The organism is Paenibacillus wynnii (assembly GCF_000757885.1).
Taxonomy (GTDB): Bacteria; Bacillota; Bacilli; order Paenibacillales; family Paenibacillaceae; genus Paenibacillus_AQ; species Paenibacillus_AQ wynnii.
On record NZ_JQCR01000003.1, the window covers coordinates 1933885 to 1955569 of the forward strand.

The following is a 21685-nucleotide window of genomic DNA, read 5'->3' on the forward strand; positions in this document are numbered from 1 at the left end:
GCAGCGCCGCAAAGGACGCTACACAAGTAGAAAGGATCTTATAATCCATGCTTTCTTCTTATACATATAAATAAGCACGATTTATGGACATTCGTCAATAGCAGTCTTACTTGAACATTTTGTTCAGGTTAGCCATTTCGATCGCAGCATTAGCAGCGTCCCAGCCTTTGTTACCCGCTTTGGTCCCGGAGCGCTCAATAGCTTGTTCAATATTCTCGGTAGTAACCACACCGAAAATCGTCGGAACACCGGTTTTAAGGTTAATGGCAGCTACACCCTTAGCTACTTCGTTGCACACATAATCATAATGCGTAGTGGATCCGCGAATAACGGTACCGAGTGTTATAACAGCATCATACTTGCCGCTTTCAGCCATTTTTTGAGCAATCAGAGGGATCTCAAATACGCCTGGAACCCAAGCTACATCCACTTCTTCATCCTTAGCGCCATGGCGTTTGAATGCATCTAAAGCACCGGACAGCAATTTACTTGTAATGAACTCATTAAAACGACCTACAACAACCCCATATCTAAGTCCCTCGGATACTAAATGTCCTTCAAAATAATTCGGCATAATAATTCATCAACCTTTCAGGATTAATTTTATAGTTTTAATAAATTAGGCTTCATTCTGCTCAATCTTGTCAAAAGTAAGTAAATGCCCTAGCTTGGCTTGCTTCGTATGAAGGTACTTGCTGTTGTCTTCATTCTCAGGCATTTGAATCGGAACACGTTCAACAACTTCTAATCCATAACCTTCCAAGCCCTTAATCTTGCGCGGGTTGTTGGTCATCAGCTTGATTTGGCGTACTCCAAGATCCTTAAGAATTTGGGCTCCGATTCCGTAATCACGCAAATCTGCCGGGAATCCAAGCTGAAGGTTGGCATCTACAGTATCCAATCCTTCTTCCTGCAGTTTATAAGCGCGAAGTTTATTAATCAGACCAATACCTCTGCCTTCCTGGCGCATATAGAGCAGGATACCTTTTCCAGCTTCATCAATCTGACGCAGGGCAGCTTCGAATTGAGGTCCGCAATCACAGCGGTGGGAGTGGAATACATCACCTGTCAGACATTCAGAGTGAACCCGTACGAGAACCGGATCATCACCGGAGATATCCCCTTTTACCAAGGCAACATGCTCTTTATCATCTACCTCATTGGTGTATGCAATCGTCTGAAAAACACCAAAATCAGTAGGAATACGTACAGAAACTTCCCGATGCACGAGCTTTTCCTTCTCATTGCGGTAGTGGATCAGGTCCTTGATACTAATCAGCTTAAGGTCATGCTTACGAGCTATCTCTACTAGATCCGGCAGACGGGCCATCGTTCCGTCTTCCTTTATGATCTCACAAATCACACTCGATGGATAAGCACCACACATACGAGCCAAATCAACAGCGGCTTCCGTATGACCGGATCGGCGCAGAACGCCTCCCTTTTTGGCAATTAGCGGGAACATATGACCAGGTCTGCGAAAATCAGAAGCTTTGGCATTCGGATCCATAATCGCTTTAATGGTTAATGATCTTTCACCCGCAGAAATTCCAGTGGTCGTATCTTTATGGTCAATGGATACGGTAAAGGCTGTACCATGGTTATCCGTATTCTGACTTACCATAGGCTGCAAATCAAGCTCTTCGGCACGTTCCGCCGTAATTGGGAGACAGACCAATCCACGACCCTCGGTAATCATAAAGTTAATCACTTCAGGTGTCGCCTTTTCAGATAAAGCGATAAAATCTCCTTCATTCTCACGGTCCTCATCATCTACGACAATAATTACTTTACCCCGCATTAAATCATAGATTGCTTCTTCAATCGGATCCAGCACACTTTCTTCTTTTGTGGTCTCACTCATCATTCTGTCCTCCTAAAGGTAATATCAGCTATTGCTAACCCATCTACATCACACAAATCCATTGGCCGCAAGAAAATCACGGCTGATCCCGGATACCTTCTCTTCTTCGTTAGGCTCAGTCGAACGATAATGGAGCAGATGATCCACATATTTTCCAAGTACATCACACTCGATATTAACACTATCTCCCCCACGCTTATGCTCAAGAACGGTTTCCCCCAGCGTATGTGGGATGATCGATACTGAAAAGGAAGAAGCTGAGGTATTCACAACAGTCAGACTAATTCCATCAATCGTAATGGATCCTTTAGGAATAATATATTTAAAAAGGGACTTATGATCAGGACTTACTTCAAACACAACAGCATTCTGATCACGTCTCACACTTTTAATGACACCTGTACCGTCTGCATGCCCTTGTACAATATGTCCCCCAAATCGCCCACCGGAGGCCATAGCTCGTTCTAAATTCATTTTGCTACCGGTTCGCAGTTCCTTTAGGTTCGTATTACGGTAGGTTTGAGGCATCACATCAACGGTAAAATAATGATCCCCCAAGGTTGTAGCCGTAAGACACACACCGTTAACCGATACACTATCACCGATCTTCAGGTCACCCATGATGACGGAAGCCGCAATTTTGAGAACCATAACCTCGCCTCCGGTGGAAACTCCGCGAAGGACGCCAACTTCTTCTATCAATCCTGTGAACATTTCACACCTCCTATAGTTCTAAGGAGTAGTTACCCCTTGAGCCAAATTCCCCCTAGGCACGGGAGTACCACTGATACATACATTATCCCCGAGGGTTTCCACTTCAACTCCCTGCAAAGTAATAGCATCTTTCATCAACTCCACACCCGGGAATATAAAGGTTCCTGGCGCTTCGGCCCCTCCTCCTGAAATCTTGGGAGCAAAGAAGAGTATTACACGATCCACCAGGCCGCTTTCTAACATCGAACCGTTCAAGGTGCCTCCGCCTTCAAGGAGAATCGAGCCGATCTCCAGCTCTCCCAGCTTCACCATTGCTTCCTTCAAGTTAACGCGTGGGCCTTCACCACAGATCAACACTTGAACACCTGCGGCGACCAAGGCATCCTTACTTACTGTATTGGCTGACTCTGTTGTTACTATTATAGTGGGTGCAAGGCCGTCAGTTATCACTGCCGCATCCAGAGGAATCCTCAGGGAGGAATCAATAATGATCCTAACAGGATGAATTCCCGGTACATCCATTCTAGTAGTCAGTGAGGGATTGTCGGCAATTACCGTATTGACACCGACCATAATTCCCTGATGACGGTGTCTCAACGTATGTACAATCTCCCTTGCTGCTCCGTTGGATATCCACTTGCTGTCTCCCATTTTTGTAGCTAGCTTGCCGTCAAGGGTACTGGCACTCTTGAGCGTAACAAAGGGCTGCTTGGTCAAAATGTACTTTATAAATTTCTCATTCAGACGCAGAGCACGCTCACGCAGCAGCCCAACCTCCACTTCAATGCCATGATCACGCAGCATTCTCACGCCTCTACCAGCAACCTGCGGATTAGGATCTTCGCAAGCAATAACGACTCTAATTACCCCTTCGGCAATCAGCCGTTCACTGCAGGGAGGTGTCTTACCGTAGTGACTGCAAGGTTCCAAAGTTACATAAGCCGTGCTTCCAGCTGCCTGTCCTGCCGCCATGTTAAGTGCATGAACTTCAGCATGGCCGCTTCCCCTCTGAAGATGGGTTCCAAGCCCAATCATAGCTCCATTCTTGACAATTACACAGCCAACAACAGGGTTTATACCTGTTTGTCCTTGCGCACGTTCAGCCATATCAAGAGCCAGGGACATATAAAACTCGTCATTCATCGTGTCCATAACTACCTCCGTTCCGCAGTTGTCCATCTTTAGTGAGACAAAGCATATAAAAAAACCACCTTAAGTCTCCAGGGGGAGAGCAAAAGATGGATGCATGAGAGGTGGTGGCAGATTAAATAAAGTTGTGCGTGAATAGCCGTCCAGGACGGTATTGTGAAATAACGCACATACCAATAAAAAAAACTGCAATCACTTGTCAGAAAAAAACAAGCGTCATTCTCTCCTTCTTCCATCCAGACTATACTGTCGGTCCCGGAATTTCACCGGGTCCACCGTCTGCGTTATAAATAACAACAGCCGGGTAGCGGACTAAGTACTGCAGACTATACTCGTAGTCTATAAGCAGTATCATCACCGCCGGTAGGGAATTACACCCTGCCCTGAAGGATCAAACCTATATTCAATTTAAGAACTAATAAAATTAAATTAACATTTACACTCTTAAAATGCAAGTGTAAATATTACACTTACTTAATTAAGGTAACTGGAATGTCGAAATCCCTCTCGCCAACAATTCTCACTTGGACCCGCTCGTTTGATTTGCATGCAGCAAGTCACGAATTTCAGTAAGAAGTGCAACCTCAGGTGCAGGTGCAGCTTCGACTACTTTTACCACTTCTACTTCTTTACGCTTGAATCTGCTGGCCAGCTTGATTACCATGAATATGCAGAATGCAATGATGAAAAAGTCAACCACCGTTTGTAAAAACACACCATAACTTAAAACTACTTCGCCCCGGGTATACTTAATATCCTTCAAGTTAATGTTGCCAAATAAAATACCGAAGATTGGCATAATGATGTCATTAACCAGAGAGGTAACTATCTTCCCGAAAGCAGCCCCGATAATTACTGCAATCGCCAGGTCCAGAACATTACCCTTGAGCGCAAAAGCCTTAAATTCCTTCCACATGTTAAATCTCCTCACCGATTTTTTTATATTATATCATTCAGCATCCGGTTGTTTTAGCCCTGATAGAAAAAAATATTAAAAGACACCCGGAGTTATCTCCAGGTGTCTCTCTGATAGAATATAAATTCTATCGCTTGTGAGTATTATTGTGAACTTTTTCCTCTTTTAAAGACTCTGTTCAGAACATAACCTGCAAGGATCAAGCCCATACCCATCAAATACAATGGCATTGAACTCTCCTCGCCCGTTTTAGGCAGCTTCTGTACATCAGGATTTGTATTGCTTGGATCCGGTACCGTTCCCTTCGGAACATCGTCTTCGTCAATATCGATGCCACCGATAGGAACATTATCATCAGGCACCTCCTGAACTATAGGTGATGATGTAGGCTGAGCCGTAGGTGATGTAGTTGGAACAACACCCGGTCCCGCAGGCACCGCCGATTCAACAATTACAATTTCACCAGGAATGGTGGAAGTCGTAGGTGTCGGTGAAGCTGTATCTGTCGTTGGTGTTGGTGTCGGTGATGCTGTATCTGTCGTTGGCGTAGGTGTCGGTGATGCTGTATCTGTCGTTGGCGTAGGTGTCGGTGAAGCTGTATCTGTCGTTGGCGTAGGTGTCGGAACAACTACCAGCTTCTTATTCGTAACCGTCAACACAACATTGGCTCCAGGATTAAGAGTCACAGCCCGTTCTTGCGAATCAAGTGCATAACCATCAGGGGCTGTTATTTCTTTTAAAATATAATTCCCTGACAAGATACTGCTAAATACGGCGGTACCATTCGGTTGCGTAGTTTGAGTGTCAATAAGAATGCGTTCTGCGTTAGAGATACGGTATAGGTTAAATATCGCCCCGCTAAGTATCACATTACTATTATCAGAATCAACCTTCTTGACCGTCAATGTACTTCTTTCTCCGCTTCCTGTTCCAGAACCGCTGGAAACCCCGACAATCATTATTTTTGTGATTTCTCTGCTGACCACTGTAACATTATCTCCTGTTAATTTAGCGGTATTAGTTACTCTTTCACCATGGTTAGCAGCAATTAAAGATTGGTACAGCAACAGATACGGAGTTTTGATGTCCTTATTAAACTTTAGAACAAAAGTTTGTTTACCTGAAGCATCCGTGAAAAAGTCCAAGGTATAATCTTTATCTGTTCCTCTCACCAGTTCGGGTGCGGACTTAACGGGGATCCCGTTAGAGCCTACTGTAGTTGGATACAAATGGAAGGAATCCAGAATGAGTTTTTGATTAGAACTAGGTGTATCCGTAATTACTGCATTTTTAATATACGACTGTCCTCTGTTAATAGGCAGCGTCCAGTTAATCTTGTCACCGACCTGAAGGCCGTTTTTGTCTACAACCTCACCGCCGTACGGGATGTTTACTGTAGCTAATAAATCCTTAGACATTAAGCTTTGACCCTCATATAGGTTAGCTTTATTTTCCACCTTAGAGCTAGTCAGCTTACCTTCAAGACTTGTTTTAAAGACAACATAGTATGCTGAGTCAATGGAATCCAATTTCACATTTAACAATGTGTCATTGCCTACTGGAGTTGCCTCAACAGTGTAGTCGGTTGAATTAACTTCCGCCCCTTGGGTAGGGGTACCATTAACCGCAATATTCATTTTATAGACCTTTACAGAATTCTGAAGCAGGGTCTGCGGAGCCTTCAACAGATCCGAAACTCTGGCATCATCAAGAGTTCTACCATTATAGTTTACTCCTACCGTCCAAGTGACTTCCTTAGTCGATGCATTGTACGAGCCGAATTTAAAACCGTTATTCTTCACTTCATTTCTTGGATCAAATAGACCCATGGCCGTTGCAGAGTGCGTTACTGAAGAATCATCCACCCAGTTAATTAGAGCTTTGTTGTGGAATTGCTCTGTCTTCGTTGTAATCCATTCATTATTGAATTCAACGGAATAACTAATCGTGTAACTTCCTGTAATTAAGGAATGAAAGCTAATTTTGAAACTATTGTTAGGTTGAACCGGATTGATGTAACTCAAATCGTATTCTGAGGCGTTCACCAAATTCCCCAATCCATCCCGTACTACAAGAGTACCTGGAATAAACTTAAGGCCTCCTTCAGGAAAAGTATCCGTTACTTCTACATTCCCCATAGGATAGTTATCGCCATTAATCGTTATCTTCCAGTCTGCTGTTTTGGTATTATAATTGACTCCGTTCAAATTCTTGAAAATGACGGTTGGGCGAATGATTTGGGTTGCATCATCACTATACGTACTATTAGAGACCGAATTAGTGATCGTAGTATTGTTCAAAATGCGAACTGCTGATTTGGTTTGATATTCTACGTGATAAGCTGAAGAGATATCTGATTTAAAGATCAGCTTAAAGCCGGTTTTATCTACACCTTCTGCGATTCCCAATGAATAGTCTATATTTTCTGTCAGCACGGTTCCTTTAGTGGCATTTCCTGCAGAGTTAAAGGTTACCGGATAAACTTTAAGAGATCCTTCCACCAAGTCCTGAGTATTCGTGAACAGATCCGTTAAAATAGCATTCCCTTGTGCAATTTCCCTCTCACTATAGTTATAGTCGATTGCCCAGGAAATGATCTGTTTACCCCAGTCGTAACCAGTAACATATTTATTTAAATTCTCACCACGTGCCACCGTTACAGTTGCAGTAGAGTCCACCGGCGCAAGATTCTTCCCGCTGAAAGTGGCTTTATTAACAAAACTTTTTTTGGTTTCATCCGTTATAGAACTGGTGTACTCAATCCGATAAGCAGATGTAAGAGTTGAGTTAAAGGAAACCTTAAGAATTCCGTTCGTTACTTCAGCCGTATAATCGGTAGGTGGAACGAGTTCTCCTTTTGTTCCAGTGCCGTTTAGAGCTAAATTTAACCGGTACACCGAAACGTCGGCAACGTCTACCAAGGATAAACCCGTCGGGATAGGATCGGTTACCGTAGCAGATTCAACCGTATCCAGTCTCTTGTTCACATCGACGGTCCAAGTGATTTTTTTAGCATTAAACCCCTGAGGAAGTCCCTTTTTATCGATCGTCGCACCTGTCGGTTTGAAAATTAATGTAAAGGTTTGTACCCCATCAGTAATTGGGAATAGAATCTGCTGCTCAACGTTTTCCTTAATGACCTGCTCATCAAACTTAGTATTGATCCTAAGTGTGCCATGAACATTATCGTGATCTTGTATATAGCTATTAAAAGTCATAATCACTTTGTGGGTACTCTGATTGACTATAAAGGTTCCTACAGTACCTTCATCGGATTCAAGTGATCCCTGAATATCATTAAAAAGTTTAAACTGTGCCGGGAGTTGAAAGGTAAAATAATCACCCGAATGATAACCATGTCCGTTGGGCAATGCCCAAGTATAATCCAACGTTACACTGGAGCCCTGCCCATATACGGGACCGGGATCGATCTGACCGTCAGGACCATACACTGAAAGAGAAACACTTGTAATGATGTTAGGCGAAATTTCATACACTGCTGAAGTGACACTGGTTGTCTCCCCGGTTCCTTCTGCCTTTACTTGAGACGGAACCCCCATGCCATAAGTATATTGTGCGATGAACATTACGATAATGACCAGTATGCTTAGTCTCCTCTTAAACATTGACCCAACCCCTTTTTTATATTTTCAAACCCCGTGTTTCTACCGTACCATCAGAAATTGGCGATTACAGCTTCGTTCATAAAATAAACAGTCGGTTTGCTAGTTATGTAATCACAATATTTGCTCTACCTGCACGACACATTAATCCCCTAAATTTTCAGGAGGTTGATATGCTTTTGAACGCAGTCGTATTGGCAGCAAAAATATGTAGTCACTTGTTATAATTTGTTTATTTTATGAACATTCGCAAAATCATATGACATTGATCAATGAATTTAAAGCGTATATACTTATATCACCTTTAACTAGCCCTTTAGAATCATATTTTAGTAAATAAATAATCGGGCTAAATCCTTGATTCCAGACAATATTCCCGAATGTCTTTGCTTGAATTGCATACATACAAGGAGGACTGTCCCCTGTGAACTTTTCGACATTTTTTGACCCCCAGCATAACGATGATTTTATAATGTTTTCAATGTCTCATTGGATAGCACTTTTACTTCTAACTACAATTGCCCTCTTCCTGTTCTTCTCAAGGTTTACAATCCGTTCAACACGGGAACTTCGAAACGGAATTCGGCTGCTGCTAGTGATGATACTTATTTTCTGTGAAGCCGGACTCCAGTTATGGTATTTATCACAGGACCTCTGGAAACCCACCCATTCGCTGCCTTTGGAGCTGTGTGGAATCACATTAATGCTCTCGGTAGTCATGTTAATAACACGAAGCCGATGGCTCTACTCCTTCCTCTATTTCGCCGGAATCGGCGGAGCGTTCATTGCATTAGTTACGCCAAATCTGGTCTATCCTTTTCCGCATTTCCGTTTTCTCTTGTTCTTTGTAGTCCATGGAGCCATCATACTAGCGTCTTTATATATGACCTGGGTGGAAGGCTTTAGACCTACTTGGAAATCACTCGGGTACACAATGGTCTGTCTTAATGCCGGTGCTGTAGCTGTATGGGGTGCCGATCAGCTTCTTGGAGCCAATTATATGTTCCTGTCACATAAACCCGACACTTACTCTTTTCTTGATTATTTCGGCCCTTACCCTTATTACCTGCTGATTGAAGAACTGTTTGCTTTCGCGGTATTTCTAATGATGTATGTACTGTTCTTTTGGTTGCCGAATCGGTTCAGAACTAGGCATCACAAAGGCCAGAAATTTCATTATTGATTTATAAAAAAAGGGCCGTCCCAAAAACCATGTAAATGGCTACTGGGACGGCCCTCTCTTTTGAGGAAGACTTAAGTTGTTGTTGTTGTTGTTGTTGTTGTTGTCAGCGGACGCTCCGCGAACAGACCGTTGCTCCAATCGCTGTTGTGTCCAGATTTTATTTATTCCCTTTAGCAGTGAAAATCCGGACACAAAGGCGACCGCTACCACTTTTACGCAATCGTTCCGTCCTCTCCGCTACTTTCAGCAGAAACCGTGTCTAACCAGTCAACAGCATCCAGATTTCCGCACTCTTAACCGCGTGAGTAAGGATATGCGGTTGCAATTCAACGGATGACTGAGCGAAAACGAGCCAGTCCCCAATAACCCGGAGACTGACTCGTTTTTTAGCTTTTAAGGCTTTGGAGTATTCTTAGGCTTCAAAAACTTCTACAGAAGTCATTTTGTCGCGGCCTTTGAATGTGTCCACTTGGTCCATACCGCTAACAACTTTACCGAATACTGTGTGTACTCCGTCCAGATGCGGTTGTGGAGCATAGGCGATATAGAACTGGCTTCCGCCTGTGTTCTTGCCTGCGTGTGCCATTGCAATGGATCCACGCTCATGTTTGTTCGGGTTGATCTCGCAGTTAATCGTATAACCAGGTCCACCGGAACCTGTTCCAGTAGGACAACCGCCTTGAGCAACAAAGCCCGGAATTACGCGGTGGAATACCAAACCGTTGTAGAAACCGGAGTTTGCCAGCTTCTCAAAGTTGGCTACGGTATTAGGAGCATCTTGTTCGAACAAATCCAGCAGCACTACGCCGCCATTTTCCAATGTAACCTTCGCTTGCTTAGCCATATGTAAATGACCCCTTTCGAAATTAACAAATGTTAGACACTTTTATTAGTTTACTATGAATTTCGTCGCTAAGCAAAAAAAGACATTAAAAATATTGTACAAATCCTTAAACTCCAATGAAAGAAAGACCGCCACCCCATGGGTAAGCAGTCTTTCTGTAGTTCGTTTGGTCTATACACTCTATTTGAACTGAGATTACTTGAGAATTGCCTGCTTCGCAATACGCTCAGGAACAATATCATTAGCAATGATATCACTGTGACTCTCCCGGCGTACTACAAGATCACTCCGACCGTTCTGAACGAACACTACCGCCGGGCGGCGAATACGGTTATAATTACTCGCCATGGAATAGTTATAAGCTCCTGTGCAAGCAACTGCTAGTAAATCACCGCTTTCAGCCTCGGGAAGGTCTAGATCCCAAATGAGCATGTCGCCACTCTCACAGCATTTGCCGGCAATGGATACTTTCTCAGTAGCTGCATCGTTGGCACGGTTAGCAAGTATCGCTTCGTATTTCGATTCATACAGTGCGGGACGAGGGTTATCCGTCATTCCACCATCTACTGCTACGTATTTGCGTACGCCTGGAATGTTCTTATGGGTACCTACGGTGTAAAGAGTAGTACCTGCATCCCCTACGATACTGCGGCCCGGCTCCACCCATATTTCAGGAAGCGAACTGCTAATCCCGGCAAAATAAGTCTTAACAGCACCGGTGATGGCAGCTACATATTCTGAAACTTGAAGAGGAGTGTCTCCTTCGATATAGCGAATGCCAAAGCCGCCACCCAGATTGACTACGCGGAAGTCGACAGCCAATCCTTCTTTGACGCTACGGGCAAATCCTGCTACGCGTTCTACAGCAAGCTGAAATCCTTCTGTCTCAAAAATTTGGGAGCCAATATGCGAATGTACACCCAACAGCGTCAGGTTGCTCTGCGCTGCAGCCTGTTTTACTGCTTCATAGGCCGAGCCGTTTCCGATGTCGAAACCGAATTTGGAATCCGTCTGCCCGGTGGAAATATATTCGTGTGTATGGGCCTCAACACCAGGTGTTACACGCAGAAGGATGTTTACGGTTGCTCCTTTTTGAGCCGCAATGGCTTGCAATAAGCTGAGTTCAACCAAATTATCTACAACAAAGCAGCCGATCCCTGCATCAATAGCCATTTCAATCTCATCAGGTGTCTTGTTGTTCCCGTGAAAATGAATACGCTCAACGGGGAAACCTGCCTGCAGTGCCGTATATAATTCACCATCCGATACGACATCCAAGGATAGGCCCTCTTCATCAGCCAATCGGCACATTGCCATTACTGAAAATGCCTTGCTCGCATAAGCCACCTGGAAGCCAAGTCCGGAGGCTGTAAAAGCATCTACATATTCCCGGCACCGGTGCCGGACCAGTTGCTCGTCCATAATATATAGCGGAGTTCCATAATCCGCCTTCAATTCCGTTACATCACATCCGCCGATTTCCAGATGTCCAGCATCATTGATCCGGCTCGTCCCGTGTAAAAACATTGTGCAGTCCTCCAATTTCTGTGGAATATCCAATTCCATCTGTCTAATGTATTCAGTATAGCAGAGGGAGGGAACGCCATTGAATGGATTAATTTGCAGTTGATTTGTATTTTCTTACGATTGTCTCCGGTTTGATTTAGATTGCGGGACCCTCGTATTGTCAGTAGTTTTATTGAAAGACGGCCTTAATTTAGAACTCAACACTGGTTTTCGTAGTAAGATGGCACCCATGCCCTTTGCATTAAAGGGTATAAACGGCCATAGATACGATGAATTGTAGGAACGGTTCAGGGTTAGCAAGATAACCAACAGTGTAGAACCGATTACGAATCCTGGCACCTGAAAAGCAGAGACAGCGAGAAGCAGTACAAGCCTGACTATACGGTTTGCCAGTCCCAGTTCATAGCTCGGTGTTGCGAACATCCCAATGGCAGCTACGGCCATATACAATACTACTTCATTGACGAACAATCCGGTCTGGACAGCAATATCACCAATTAATACGGCGGCAATCAGACCCATGGCAGAGCCCAGCGGAGTAGGCGTGTGTACGGCTGCCATCCGTAATAAATCAACTCCGAATTCAACGAAAAGAAACTGAGCGAGCAATGGAATTCTGGCCATTTTTTGCGGGCCTATAAACTCAAGTGCAGCCGGTTTGAGCTCAGGATGAAGCACAAGAAGCATCCACAGCGGCAGCAGGAACATCGATGAGAAAATACCAATGAAACGGACCCACCGCAAATAGGAACCTATAAAAGGGGTTTGGCGGTTCTCTTCAGCATGCTGGCACAGATCAAAAAACGTTGTCGGAAGAACCATAACACTCGGTGAGGTATCCACAAAAAGAACAACACGCCCCTCCAGCAAATGGGAAGCCACTATATCTGGCCGCTCAGAATAACGAACCAGAGGATAGGGATTCCAACCGCCTCCCATGATTGCCTCCTCCAATTGTTTATCGGCCAGAGGAATGCCATCGATATTCACCGTTTTTATTTTATCAATTACGGCCTTTACCTGTACTATATCTGCTATATCATCAATATAGGCTACGCAGACATCGGTTCGCGTCCGACGTCCGACGGCATGGAGCTCATACTTAAGTCCTGGGTCACGTATCCGTCTTCTAACCAATGATACGTTACTTAGCAATGTCTCCGTAAACCCATCACGGGCACCGCGGACAACCCGCTCAATGGTCGGTTCAGAGGGACTTCGCATAGGATACGAACGGACATCCATCAGGATAACTTGAGACTCTCCCTCAACGAAAATAGCACTCATACCCTTAAGTATTTTATTAACACTGTCACTTAATAGCTTGCCCTTTTCAACCTGTAAGTGAGGAATGTATTCACCAATAAAGCTTGCAAGTACGTCTGTGTTTATATCTTGAGGAGTCAGATAAGTCAAACGCTTCAGAATCTGATCAAGAATAGCATCATTTGTAAATCCGGTAACACAAACTAGTGCCGCTTCCCGGCCTCCAAATGACATTTCTCGGAAGGCGATATCAAAGGATGATCCAAGACCCATTACTTCGGTTAAAATCTTTTTAGTTCCCTCTAAAGTAGTTGGAATTTCGTTATTTCCCTGCCAATACATAATCGATTCCTTGAGTGAATCAGATTGCTCATTATTGTATTTCATTTGCAAAGGTTCTACAGCCTTTTTGGATTCCTTGGTTTTTTTCAACTTTTTAGATGATAGGCCCTGGGATTCCCGTTCCCGTTCCCGTTCCCGTTCCCGTTCTGGTTCATCAGACTCATCATCATCCTCATCATCTTCTTCATCATTGTCTTCATCCCAGTCTGAATCCAACCCAAACAGTCTCGCGAAGAATCCTTTGTGACGGGGCTCCTGCTCTTCATTGCCCAGTTCATCTGAAGCCTCTGCATCCTGATGTTTGTTTTTTTCCTCATCCTCCGGTTTAGGGCTTTCTGCCTGATCTTCGTCATTGGGGTCCCCTGAATTTTCTAAAGGATTCAATTCTTTATTCTTTTCAGATAATGGAACTGCTAATGGGACTGCTAATGGGACTGCTAATGGGACTGCTAAAGCAACTGCTATTGGTTCCGGTTCCGGTTCTTGTTTTGGTTCTTGTTTTGGTTCTTGTTTAGATTCACTCTCGGGTTCAGAGCCTTCTTTTTTTCGTTGTACTACACCTAATGCACCGTAGAATTTATTGTCCTTCTCTTTAGGGTCAGATTTCACGATTTCATCGGAAGCTTCAGCATCCGACTTTCCTTGTTTGACTACCCCAAGTTGGCCATAGACTTTAATATCCTGGTTATGCTGGTTCTTCTGGTTATGCTGGTTCTTCTGCTCCTTGGGTTCAGCTTTACCTAGTTCATCCGAAGCTTCGAGATCCTGATTTTCATGGCCCCCAACCTCTTGTTTAGGACTCCTATCCTGCTCCACCGAGTTTACAATATTCTGGTTTGCCGTGCTGCCTCGAACTGTTATTACCTCCACATTAATTTGTTGGGTATCTTCAGCTCTACTATTATGATTCGGCTTCTCCTCCTCGTTCAAGGAATCCCCGCTGTGAAAATATTTGGTCACACTATTACCCCCCGTTTAATGTCGGTACACAACCCAATCAAACAAAGAACCGGCAACCTTGCCACATACCATTGCCATCAGCATTCCAACAAGATAACGGGTCATATTCAAGCGCTTAGCCAGAATCGGCAGCACATTCAGGACCTCAGTTAGAGCTGCAGCCAGCAGACCTACAAAAATCCCATCTAATAACCCTACTCCAAGTTCAACTATAGGGCCTGCCGATATTCTCCAGTTCCAGAAATCGCTCAGGGTACCTATAAGCGACCCCCCTACCATTGCCCCTTCGTACCAGTGTACTTTATTGTAAGAGGAGGTTAGCTGAGCCAGCCGCGGAATCATATCAAGCACAATAAATAGAGCGATAACCCCGCTCCCAACGGCGACTCCTCCCGCAATGCCGAGCAACAAAGTTAATCCCAGAGAGATCGGTGCAGTCATCCTGAACCTCCCTGATTCTCAGATTCGTTATCCTCCAGATGATTCAGTTTACTGTATTCCTGGTGGACCACATATTGATCAATATTCTTCTGATACAGGAACATCTCCACTTCCAGAGGAGTAGGCTCCTCATTCCACTTTTTCTTGAACAAATGATTGAAAAAAATAACCATACCAAAACCAATTCCCAATGAATACGCGACTTGAAACACATAGGGATGCTCATCACGATGGCCGGTTAACATCTCAACAATTCGAATCTGAACCTCCTGCATGCTGACATCCGCATGGAAATTCATAATCGTCAATGCCGAACCGAAGAACAGAAGCAGCCAGACCAGTATAAATAGTGCCACTGAAGGTTTTTGCTTCGCTGCCGTTTCTGTGATCTGTACAATGGTCCTACCTTCACCAAACGGTTCAATCGTGGCGTTCGGTACAAGCTCATGAATGCGCGGAATGACCCGCAGCATATCAATCAGAATAAGATTGCCATCGTTCTGCTCAGGCTGAATCAACAAAATGGAATACAGCAGCTCCTTACACTCCGGCTCTGTAATCAGAAAAGCCACATCACGGAGCATAACGCCTTTACCTTTGGGTATGATCACTCTGTTTTTGAGTTGTATATATATAGTGGGAGCAGAATGGCGTATCATCCGCAGTCCTCCTAAGGTTGTGTAAGAAGTTCTCAGCTGCAAGATTAACGATAGTATGGGAGGAAAGGCTTATTATTACTCTTGTGAAGTCGAATTCATTGTTCTAAGGAGATCAGAGAAACATTGTATTTCCAAAAATGCTAAAATATTGATTTTTTATAGGTATCCGGTATAGCGACGTGTGTACTTCAACTTTAATATCTCCAGGCCGGCGGAGGCTGCCTCTACCTTCGCAAAAGGTGCAGATGTGGGCTGGTTGTCCGAGATGGAGTACTATAAGTGGGCCTTTTATAATGACAGTGGAGTGAAACAGGATGTCCTGCAAATTCTGAAAGACCATGGAATGAACTCCATCCGGCTGCGGGTCTGGGTCAATCCATCCATTAATTTTTCCAATAAAGCTGATGTAGTCAAACAGGCAGTCCGTGCTCAAAAACTGGGCTTTAGAATCATGGTTGATTTTCATTACAGTGATGTCTGGGCAGATCCGGCCAATCAGAAAAAGCCTGCCGCATGGAGCAGCAAAAGCTTCACAGATCTGAAGACGGCTGTGTATGATCATACTTACGATGTGTTGAACACTCTTAAAAGCAACGGTGTTACTCCTGAATGGGTTCAGATTAAAGGGGATACAAACAAGGGGATGTTCCAGAAGCCATACAAATGGCGTTTGGACATCCCCTATTTAGGAGTATGCTTTTCTTAGAATTGTAGTGAATCCAGGCCGGCTTTTCTACTCCTTTACAGAACCCAGTGTCATCCCTTTAACAAAGTATTTTTGCAGGAAGGGATATACCATTAAAATCGGGGCTGCTCCAATAAAGATTTGCGCCGCACGGACCGTAGTCTGAGAGATCAGCTCCATTTCCTTCGGATTGACACTCATCGAGCTCATATCCCGTTGAATGATAACCGTCTGCAAGAAGGTTGCCAGTGGGAATTGCTTGGAATTGTTCATGTATAACAGTCCGTCAAACCATGAGTTCCAATGAAACACCATACTGAACAGCGCAATGGTAGCAATCGAAGGCAGCGAGATCGGCAGGAAAATACTGAACAATGTCCGAAAGTGTCCCGCTCCGTCAATCAGCGATGCTTCCTCCAACTCCTTTGGAATTCCGCGGAAGAAGTTCAGCATCAGGATGACCAGAAACGTATTAACCGCACCTGGGAGCACTAGCACCCAGAAAGAGTCCATCAAGCCGACCTTTTGAATTACGATATAAAAAGGAATCAGTCCGCCGTTAAACACCATACTGAAAACGAACAACCAAGAGTAGACATTCCGTCCCTTGAATACTGAGTTCTCTTTCGATAACGGATAGGCTGCCAGAAAAGTAATGATAAGCGTCAACGCGGTGCCGATTACCGTTCTTTTCACCGATACCCAGATGGAATGCAAGAACACCGGATTATCTATAGTTTTTTTATAGGCTTCCAATGAGAATTGTTTCGGCCACAAGCCAACCAGATTGGCGTCTGCAGCGGATTTAGCACTGAAGGAAACTGCCAATACATGAACCAGCGGTACAATGCACATGAGAGCCAGAAGGATTAAAAAGCAGGTGTTAAATACGTTAAATATGCGATAGCCTCTCGTTTTGTAATACATAATTCTCCCTCTTTCGTAGGTTTTTTAGAATATGCGATAACCTGCCCACTTTTTAGCCAGCCGATAGGATACGAGTATAAGTACCATGCTAATTGCGGATTTGAATAACCCGATAGCTGTACCGAAGCCCATCTCACCGTTCAGAATAGCTGTCCGGTACACGAAGGTATCAATGATATCGCCCTTTTGATAAACCAGAGGGTTATATAAGTTGAAGATCTGGTCAAAGCCTGCATTCAGTACATTACCGAGTGCCAGGGTTCCCACAACGACAGCCATTGGAATTAAGGAAGGCATCGTGATGAAGAGGGTTTGCTTCCAGCGGGTCGCTCCATCTACCTCAGCTGCCTCATACAGCGAAGGATTTATACCCGCCAACGCCGCTAGGAAAATAATCGTGTTGTATCCGAATTCCTTCCATACATCAGTAAGAATAACGGTAAACCGGAACCAGTTATTATCCCCTAGGAAGAAAATAGGCTTTACACCCAAAGAACCAAGAATCTGGTTCACAAAGCCGTCTGTAGCAAGCAGATCCAGCAGGATTCCGCCAAGGATGACCCAGGACAAAAAGTGGGGCAGATACACCAGCGTTTGTATCGTGCGCTGTACGCCCACCTTGCGAATCTCGTTCAATAGAATGGCAAAGATAAACGGAACAAGCAGATTAAACACCATTTTTAAAATCGCAATAATCAATGTGTTCCAGATTACCTGCATGCTGTCATCGCGCTCAAAAAGGTAACGGAAGTTGTCCAATCCCACCCATTGTGAACCCGTAATCCCCAGCCAAGGCTTGTAATCCTGGAAGGCCATCACAACGCCCAGCATCGGTATAAAACTGAAAATAATCAGAAATATCATCGCTGGCAGCAGCATAACGTGAAATGGCCAAGTTTTTTTAAGTGTTCTCATCCTTGATCCCCCATATCGTTCAAATCTTCTGTATCCATATTTAAATTATAGCAACGTTAGAAATGGCCCAGTAGAGAGCAAAGCCAACATAAATGGTACAAAAGCAATGTCTTTGCAACTCACCAAAAAGGGCCGTCTTTCGGATAGAATACTCTACCCAAAGACGACCCTTATGCTGGTGAATATAGTTGTTTAAAGTTTAATACAACTTATTTGACACTGTCATACCATTCATTAACTTCCTTCAAGATTTGGTCACCGCCGCCTGATTTCCAAGTAGCTACAAAAGTATCAAACGAATCAATAGATGATTTGCCATAGATAATTTCATTAAACGTCTGACTCTCAATTTTGTTCAGGTAGTCCATCTTGGACTTCATGGTTTCCGTTGTCGGACCGGTAAACATATTCTTGAACGATTTATCCTCTTGAATTAAGAGGACTTTAGCCGCCACCGGAGTATCCTTACCATAGTTAACCGCTACATCCTTCTCCAGACGTGTCTTAGGTTCAGTGCCGCCTGCGAGATTGAGCAATGATTGCATTTGAGCATCAGGAATCCGGGCACCGTCACGTACCAACAGATAACGGACACTGTTTACATAACCGCCTGCGATTTTATCATTCGCTACCATCTTGCCGCTTGCATCCAATTCATAATCATAGCCTGCAAAGAGACCGTTATCCAACTCGCTGCCCGGTTGCGGGTTAGCGAAGTTATCGAACAAATAGTTCTGATACGTAAAGAAGGCTTCAGGATTCTTCATTTTAGTGCTGATCAATGTCACACCGTTAGTAAACTGTGTACCGTGGCGCATAACCGATCCGTCGGGTCCAGCTGGAACTTCGATCGGAGCCCATACAGCACCCGGTACGTTCTTCGCAGTATCAATCAATGGCCAGCCGCTCATCCAGTAAGGTCCAGGGATAATACCCGCTGTTCCGGCAACTGCCGGTTCGGCTGTTTTATTCTCATCCCAAAGTGCAGCTTCCTGCGGAATATATCCTTTGTCGAGCCATTCCTTCAGCTTACCAAGACCTTGCTTCATTCCTGGATTCACAGAGCCATATTCCAATTTCCCGTCTTTGTCGAGGTTCCATTGCTGCGGAAGTGTGCCATAAGCACCAAAGATCCAGGAAGGATCGCCCATCCATGTGCTCATGGTTGTCTTGAAGCCGATACTAAGTGGAATCACCTTATCCGGTTTCAGTCCATCCGGGTTTTGGTTTTTGAAAGCATCCATAACTTTTTCCAGTTCGTCGATAGTTTTAGGTGCCTGAATATTCAGCTTATCCAGCCAATCCTGACGGATCCACAGAATGTAGTCGTGGTTATACGCATAGTCGAGAACCGGGATACCCATTTTTTTGCCGTCACGGCTGTATTGATTCCATACATTAGGATCCTGTGCCATCGCCTGTTTCCAGGAATCGGACGCATATTTATCAAACAGAGTACCGACTTCAGCATACATCCCGGAATCGATCAAATCTTGCGCAATTGTACTATCAGCCGTACCGATCGTAACGACCTCAGGCATTTCCTGACCAGAGGACATGGATAAGCGTAGCTTGGTTCCGAATGCACCATTCGTATCGGTGATAGACCACAAAGATTTAATGTTAATACCGAATTTCTCCTTGGCCCATTTGGTAGCAACGTTATTCTCAATAGATTCACCATTCTTGAATTTCAATTCCGGGTCTACGCCCCAAACGGTAGTAATCGTTACCTCAGGATCATATTTGTCCTTGTACGCGTTTTCAGTAGTACTCGCAGAATTGCCAGCCTTATCTCCTGCCGCATTATTTCCTTTAGCCTCATTATTGCCGGAGCAGCCTGCAAGACTGCTGGCCAGAAGCACACTCGCACATAGGAGCGGCAGCCATTTTTTTCTTTTCATCGCGCTCATTTTGTTCCCCCTTGGATTCCTTAAGTATTGGTTATAGTTTAATTATAGGGAATGAGCGTATGACCGAATACGTCATTTAACCAAGGTTTCTGCACCTTTCCCAACCTCTATCCGTCACGAAATTCATTAGGTGTCATACCATAGTGCTTTTTGAACATTTTGCTAAAATATTGCGGATTCTGATATCCGAGTTCCGAGGTAATTTCATATATCTTCTTATTGGTATTTTTAAGCAGATAAAGCGCACGTTCCATCCGCATGCGAATAATATAATCCCCGAGTCCTTCACCCGTTTCGGCCTTATATATTTTGGACAAGTATACGGGGTGCAGAAAGACATGATCTGCAATTGTTTTTACCGATAGGTCGTGACCGGAAGGGTTTCCAACCAGCTCATGCACCTGCTTGATGATATAGCTTTTCGTATACTGATCACTTTCCGATAGCTCTTTTTGAAGCTTGCTCAGCATTTCCAACGCCCAGTTGCGAAGCTTATCCAAAGAAACGAGGATACTCTGGGCCAGCAGCGGGTCAAAAGCATACTGATCGATTTGCGAGATGAACTGACCGCCTTTATGTGCAATGTACATGAATGCATTAGTTATGGATAAAAACACCTCATATAATTGCTCCCTCGTACAACGTGCAGTCTCCATATCCCGGAATACATCCTCAATCTTTAGGCGGGCTGTGTCCCATTGCTTCGATTCCAGCAGATGAATCAGGGTCGGCGGACGGTAGAGACTTTCAAGTGACTTCGTACTGATACCCTCCTGAAGATGATGATCTTCTAGAAAAATAACCGATCCTGTCTCATGGTGTGAGGTGAGATACATAGAGCTTAGTCCGCTTCTATATGCAGCGGTTATTCCCTCAGGGAAAGAGAACCACTCGCTAACAATCAGTGAAAGTTCACCCTTAAGATAATTGCATACATTGGTACGGAAGTTTGCGATTGCAGCCTTAAGGATGTTCTGTCGTTCTAGTGTATAACTATCCAGCATCTCCAGTTCCTCCGCGATTTGCGGCTTCAATTCAACTAGTAGAATCAAGCAATCATGTGGTGCTTTACAGAACCAGACATGGAACTGCTCTTTGAACAGCTCCTGGGCAATATTCCCGATTGCGTATTCCATCAAAGATATCGAATGATGATCCATAGCCGAAAAATGCTTGCCCAGTTGAATCAACAGCATTGCGGCTGAGGTATTCGTATGAAACTGAATCTCATACTCCTTAAGCTTAGTGCTTAGTGTCCGTTCCGGGATCACACGGCCTAGCAGCAGATCGTGCATTAGACTGGCATGCAGAACACTGTAATCAGCTTTGCGGTTATACAGCAGCTGATGGTATTTATCATGGGCATCCCATTCGTCCTTCAAGGATTCAATCGCGCCGGATACACTCTTAATAAACTCTTCATCACTTACCGGCTTCAATATATAATCGAAAGCCTGCAGCTGAATCGCTTTCTTCGCATAATGAAAGTCTGAATAGCCTGTCAGCAGGATGGACCGGATATGGGGCCACTTCTCCCCTACCGCTTCTATTAATTCCAGGCCGGTCATCCCAGGCATAGAGATATCTGAGATTACAATATCTATGGCATGCTGCTCTAAAATTACTAGAGCCTGGGTAGCGGAAGATGCCTGATGCACCTCCATTACTCCTATTTCCTCCCATGGAATGGTGCGGGCCAGACTTTCGGTTACATAAGATTCATCATCAACCAATAACAGCTCTATCATCATTGTCCC

Annotated in this window: 17 protein-coding genes and 1 riboswitch; of the genes, 2 read left to right on the top strand and 15 right to left on the bottom strand. The window is 44.3% G+C overall.

Features of this window, described 5'->3' with window-relative positions:
• Positions 1–106: 106 nt before the first annotated feature.
• From ribH to PWYN_RS24445, 6 genes are all read right to left on the bottom strand, one after another.
• A complete protein-coding gene (ribH, locus tag PWYN_RS24420) occupies positions 107–574 on the bottom strand; it encodes a 6,7-dimethyl-8-ribityllumazine synthase (protein ID WP_036657311.1) in 468 nt (155 codons plus the stop codon).
• A gap of 45 nt (positions 575–619) precedes the next feature.
• Complete coding sequence (locus tag PWYN_RS24425; RefSeq protein ID WP_052088381.1) at positions 620–1864, bottom strand: bifunctional 3,4-dihydroxy-2-butanone-4-phosphate synthase/GTP cyclohydrolase II; 1245 nt, start codon at positions 1862–1864, stop codon at positions 620–622.
• Between the two features lie 48 nt (positions 1865–1912).
• Entirely contained in the window at positions 1913–2578 is a 666-nt protein-coding gene (locus PWYN_RS24430; RefSeq protein ID WP_036657314.1) for a riboflavin synthase, read from the bottom strand.
• Positions 2579–2596: 18 nt separating this feature from the next.
• Positions 2597–3730, bottom strand: a complete 1134-nt coding sequence (gene ribD / locus PWYN_RS24435; RefSeq protein ID WP_036659153.1) for a bifunctional diaminohydroxyphosphoribosylaminopyrimidine deaminase/5-amino-6-(5-phosphoribosylamino)uracil reductase RibD — start codon at positions 3728–3730, stop codon at positions 2597–2599.
• 217 nt (positions 3731–3947) lie between these two features.
• Positions 3948–4122: riboswitch (FMN riboswitch) on the bottom strand.
• A gap of 125 nt (positions 4123–4247) precedes the next feature.
• A complete protein-coding gene (mscL, locus tag PWYN_RS24440; RefSeq protein ID WP_036657316.1) occupies positions 4248–4643 on the bottom strand; it encodes a large-conductance mechanosensitive channel protein MscL in 396 nt (131 codons plus the stop codon).
• Positions 4644–4786: 143 nt separating this feature from the next.
• Positions 4787–8269 (bottom strand): LPXTG cell wall anchor domain-containing protein, encoded by a 3483-nt coding sequence (locus PWYN_RS24445; protein WP_052088382.1) that lies wholly within the window; start codon positions 8267–8269, stop codon positions 4787–4789.
• A 421-nt stretch (positions 8270–8690) separates the two neighbouring features.
• Here PWYN_RS24445 and PWYN_RS24450 point away from each other — a divergent pair, with 421 nt between their 5' ends.
• A complete protein-coding gene (locus PWYN_RS24450) occupies positions 8691–9449 on the top strand; it encodes a YwaF family protein (protein ID WP_036657320.1) in 759 nt (252 codons plus the stop codon).
• A 412-nt stretch (positions 9450–9861) separates the two neighbouring features.
• Here PWYN_RS24450 and PWYN_RS24455 read toward each other — a convergent pair whose 3' ends face one another.
• The 5 genes from PWYN_RS24455 to PWYN_RS24475 all read right to left on the bottom strand — a co-directional run bounded on the left by PWYN_RS24455 (position 9862) and on the right by PWYN_RS24475 (position 15488).
• Positions 9862–10293: a peptidylprolyl isomerase gene (locus tag PWYN_RS24455; protein WP_036657322.1), complete on the bottom strand. Its 432-nt coding sequence runs from the start codon at positions 10291–10293 to the stop codon at positions 9862–9864.
• A gap of 195 nt (positions 10294–10488) precedes the next feature.
• The gene (gene lysA / locus PWYN_RS24460) at positions 10489–11820 is read right to left on the bottom strand and encodes a diaminopimelate decarboxylase (protein ID WP_036657324.1); all 1332 of its coding nucleotides are present in this window, start codon (positions 11818–11820) and stop codon (positions 10489–10491) included.
• A gap of 114 nt (positions 11821–11934) precedes the next feature.
• Positions 11935–13644 carry a spore germination protein gene (locus PWYN_RS24465; RefSeq protein ID WP_420805825.1) on the bottom strand — a complete coding sequence of 570 codons (1710 nt, stop codon included), beginning with the start codon at positions 13642–13644 and terminating at the stop codon, positions 11935–11937.
• 759 nt (positions 13645–14403) lie between these two features.
• On the bottom strand, positions 14404–14829 hold the full coding sequence (locus PWYN_RS24470; RefSeq protein WP_036657327.1) for a stage V sporulation protein AB: 426 nt from the start codon (positions 14827–14829) through the stop codon (positions 14404–14406).
• The gene (locus tag PWYN_RS24475; protein WP_205622792.1) at positions 14826–15488 is read right to left on the bottom strand and encodes a stage V sporulation protein AA; all 663 of its coding nucleotides are present in this window, start codon (positions 15486–15488) and stop codon (positions 14826–14828) included. The genes PWYN_RS24470 and PWYN_RS24475 overlap by 4 nt, the downstream gene beginning before the upstream one ends.
• A 181-nt stretch (positions 15489–15669) precedes the next feature.
• On the opposite strand from PWYN_RS24475, the gene PWYN_RS24480 reads away from it, so the two are divergent.
• Positions 15670–16194: a glycosyl hydrolase 53 family protein gene (locus PWYN_RS24480; protein ID WP_240479828.1), complete on the top strand. Its 525-nt coding sequence runs from the start codon at positions 15670–15672 to the stop codon at positions 16192–16194.
• Between the two features lie 27 nt (positions 16195–16221).
• Here PWYN_RS24480 and PWYN_RS24485 read toward each other — a convergent pair whose 3' ends face one another.
• From PWYN_RS24485 to PWYN_RS24500, 4 genes are all read right to left on the bottom strand, one after another.
• Positions 16222–17100 carry a carbohydrate ABC transporter permease gene (locus tag PWYN_RS24485; protein WP_036657329.1) on the bottom strand — a complete coding sequence of 293 codons (879 nt, stop codon included), beginning with the start codon at positions 17098–17100 and terminating at the stop codon, positions 16222–16224.
• A gap of 24 nt (positions 17101–17124) precedes the next feature.
• Positions 17125–18015 carry an ABC transporter permease gene (locus PWYN_RS24490; RefSeq protein ID WP_036657331.1) on the bottom strand — a complete coding sequence of 297 codons (891 nt, stop codon included), beginning with the start codon at positions 18013–18015 and terminating at the stop codon, positions 17125–17127.
• Positions 18016–18224: 209 nt separating this feature from the next.
• Positions 18225–19919, bottom strand: a complete 1695-nt coding sequence (locus PWYN_RS24495) for a type 2 periplasmic-binding domain-containing protein (RefSeq protein ID WP_420805826.1) — start codon at positions 19917–19919, stop codon at positions 18225–18227.
• 116 nt (positions 19920–20035) lie between these two features.
• The gene (locus PWYN_RS24500; protein WP_036657338.1) at positions 20036–21676 is read right to left on the bottom strand and encodes a response regulator transcription factor; all 1641 of its coding nucleotides are present in this window, start codon (positions 21674–21676) and stop codon (positions 20036–20038) included.
• Between the last annotated feature and the right edge of the window lie 9 nt (positions 21677–21685).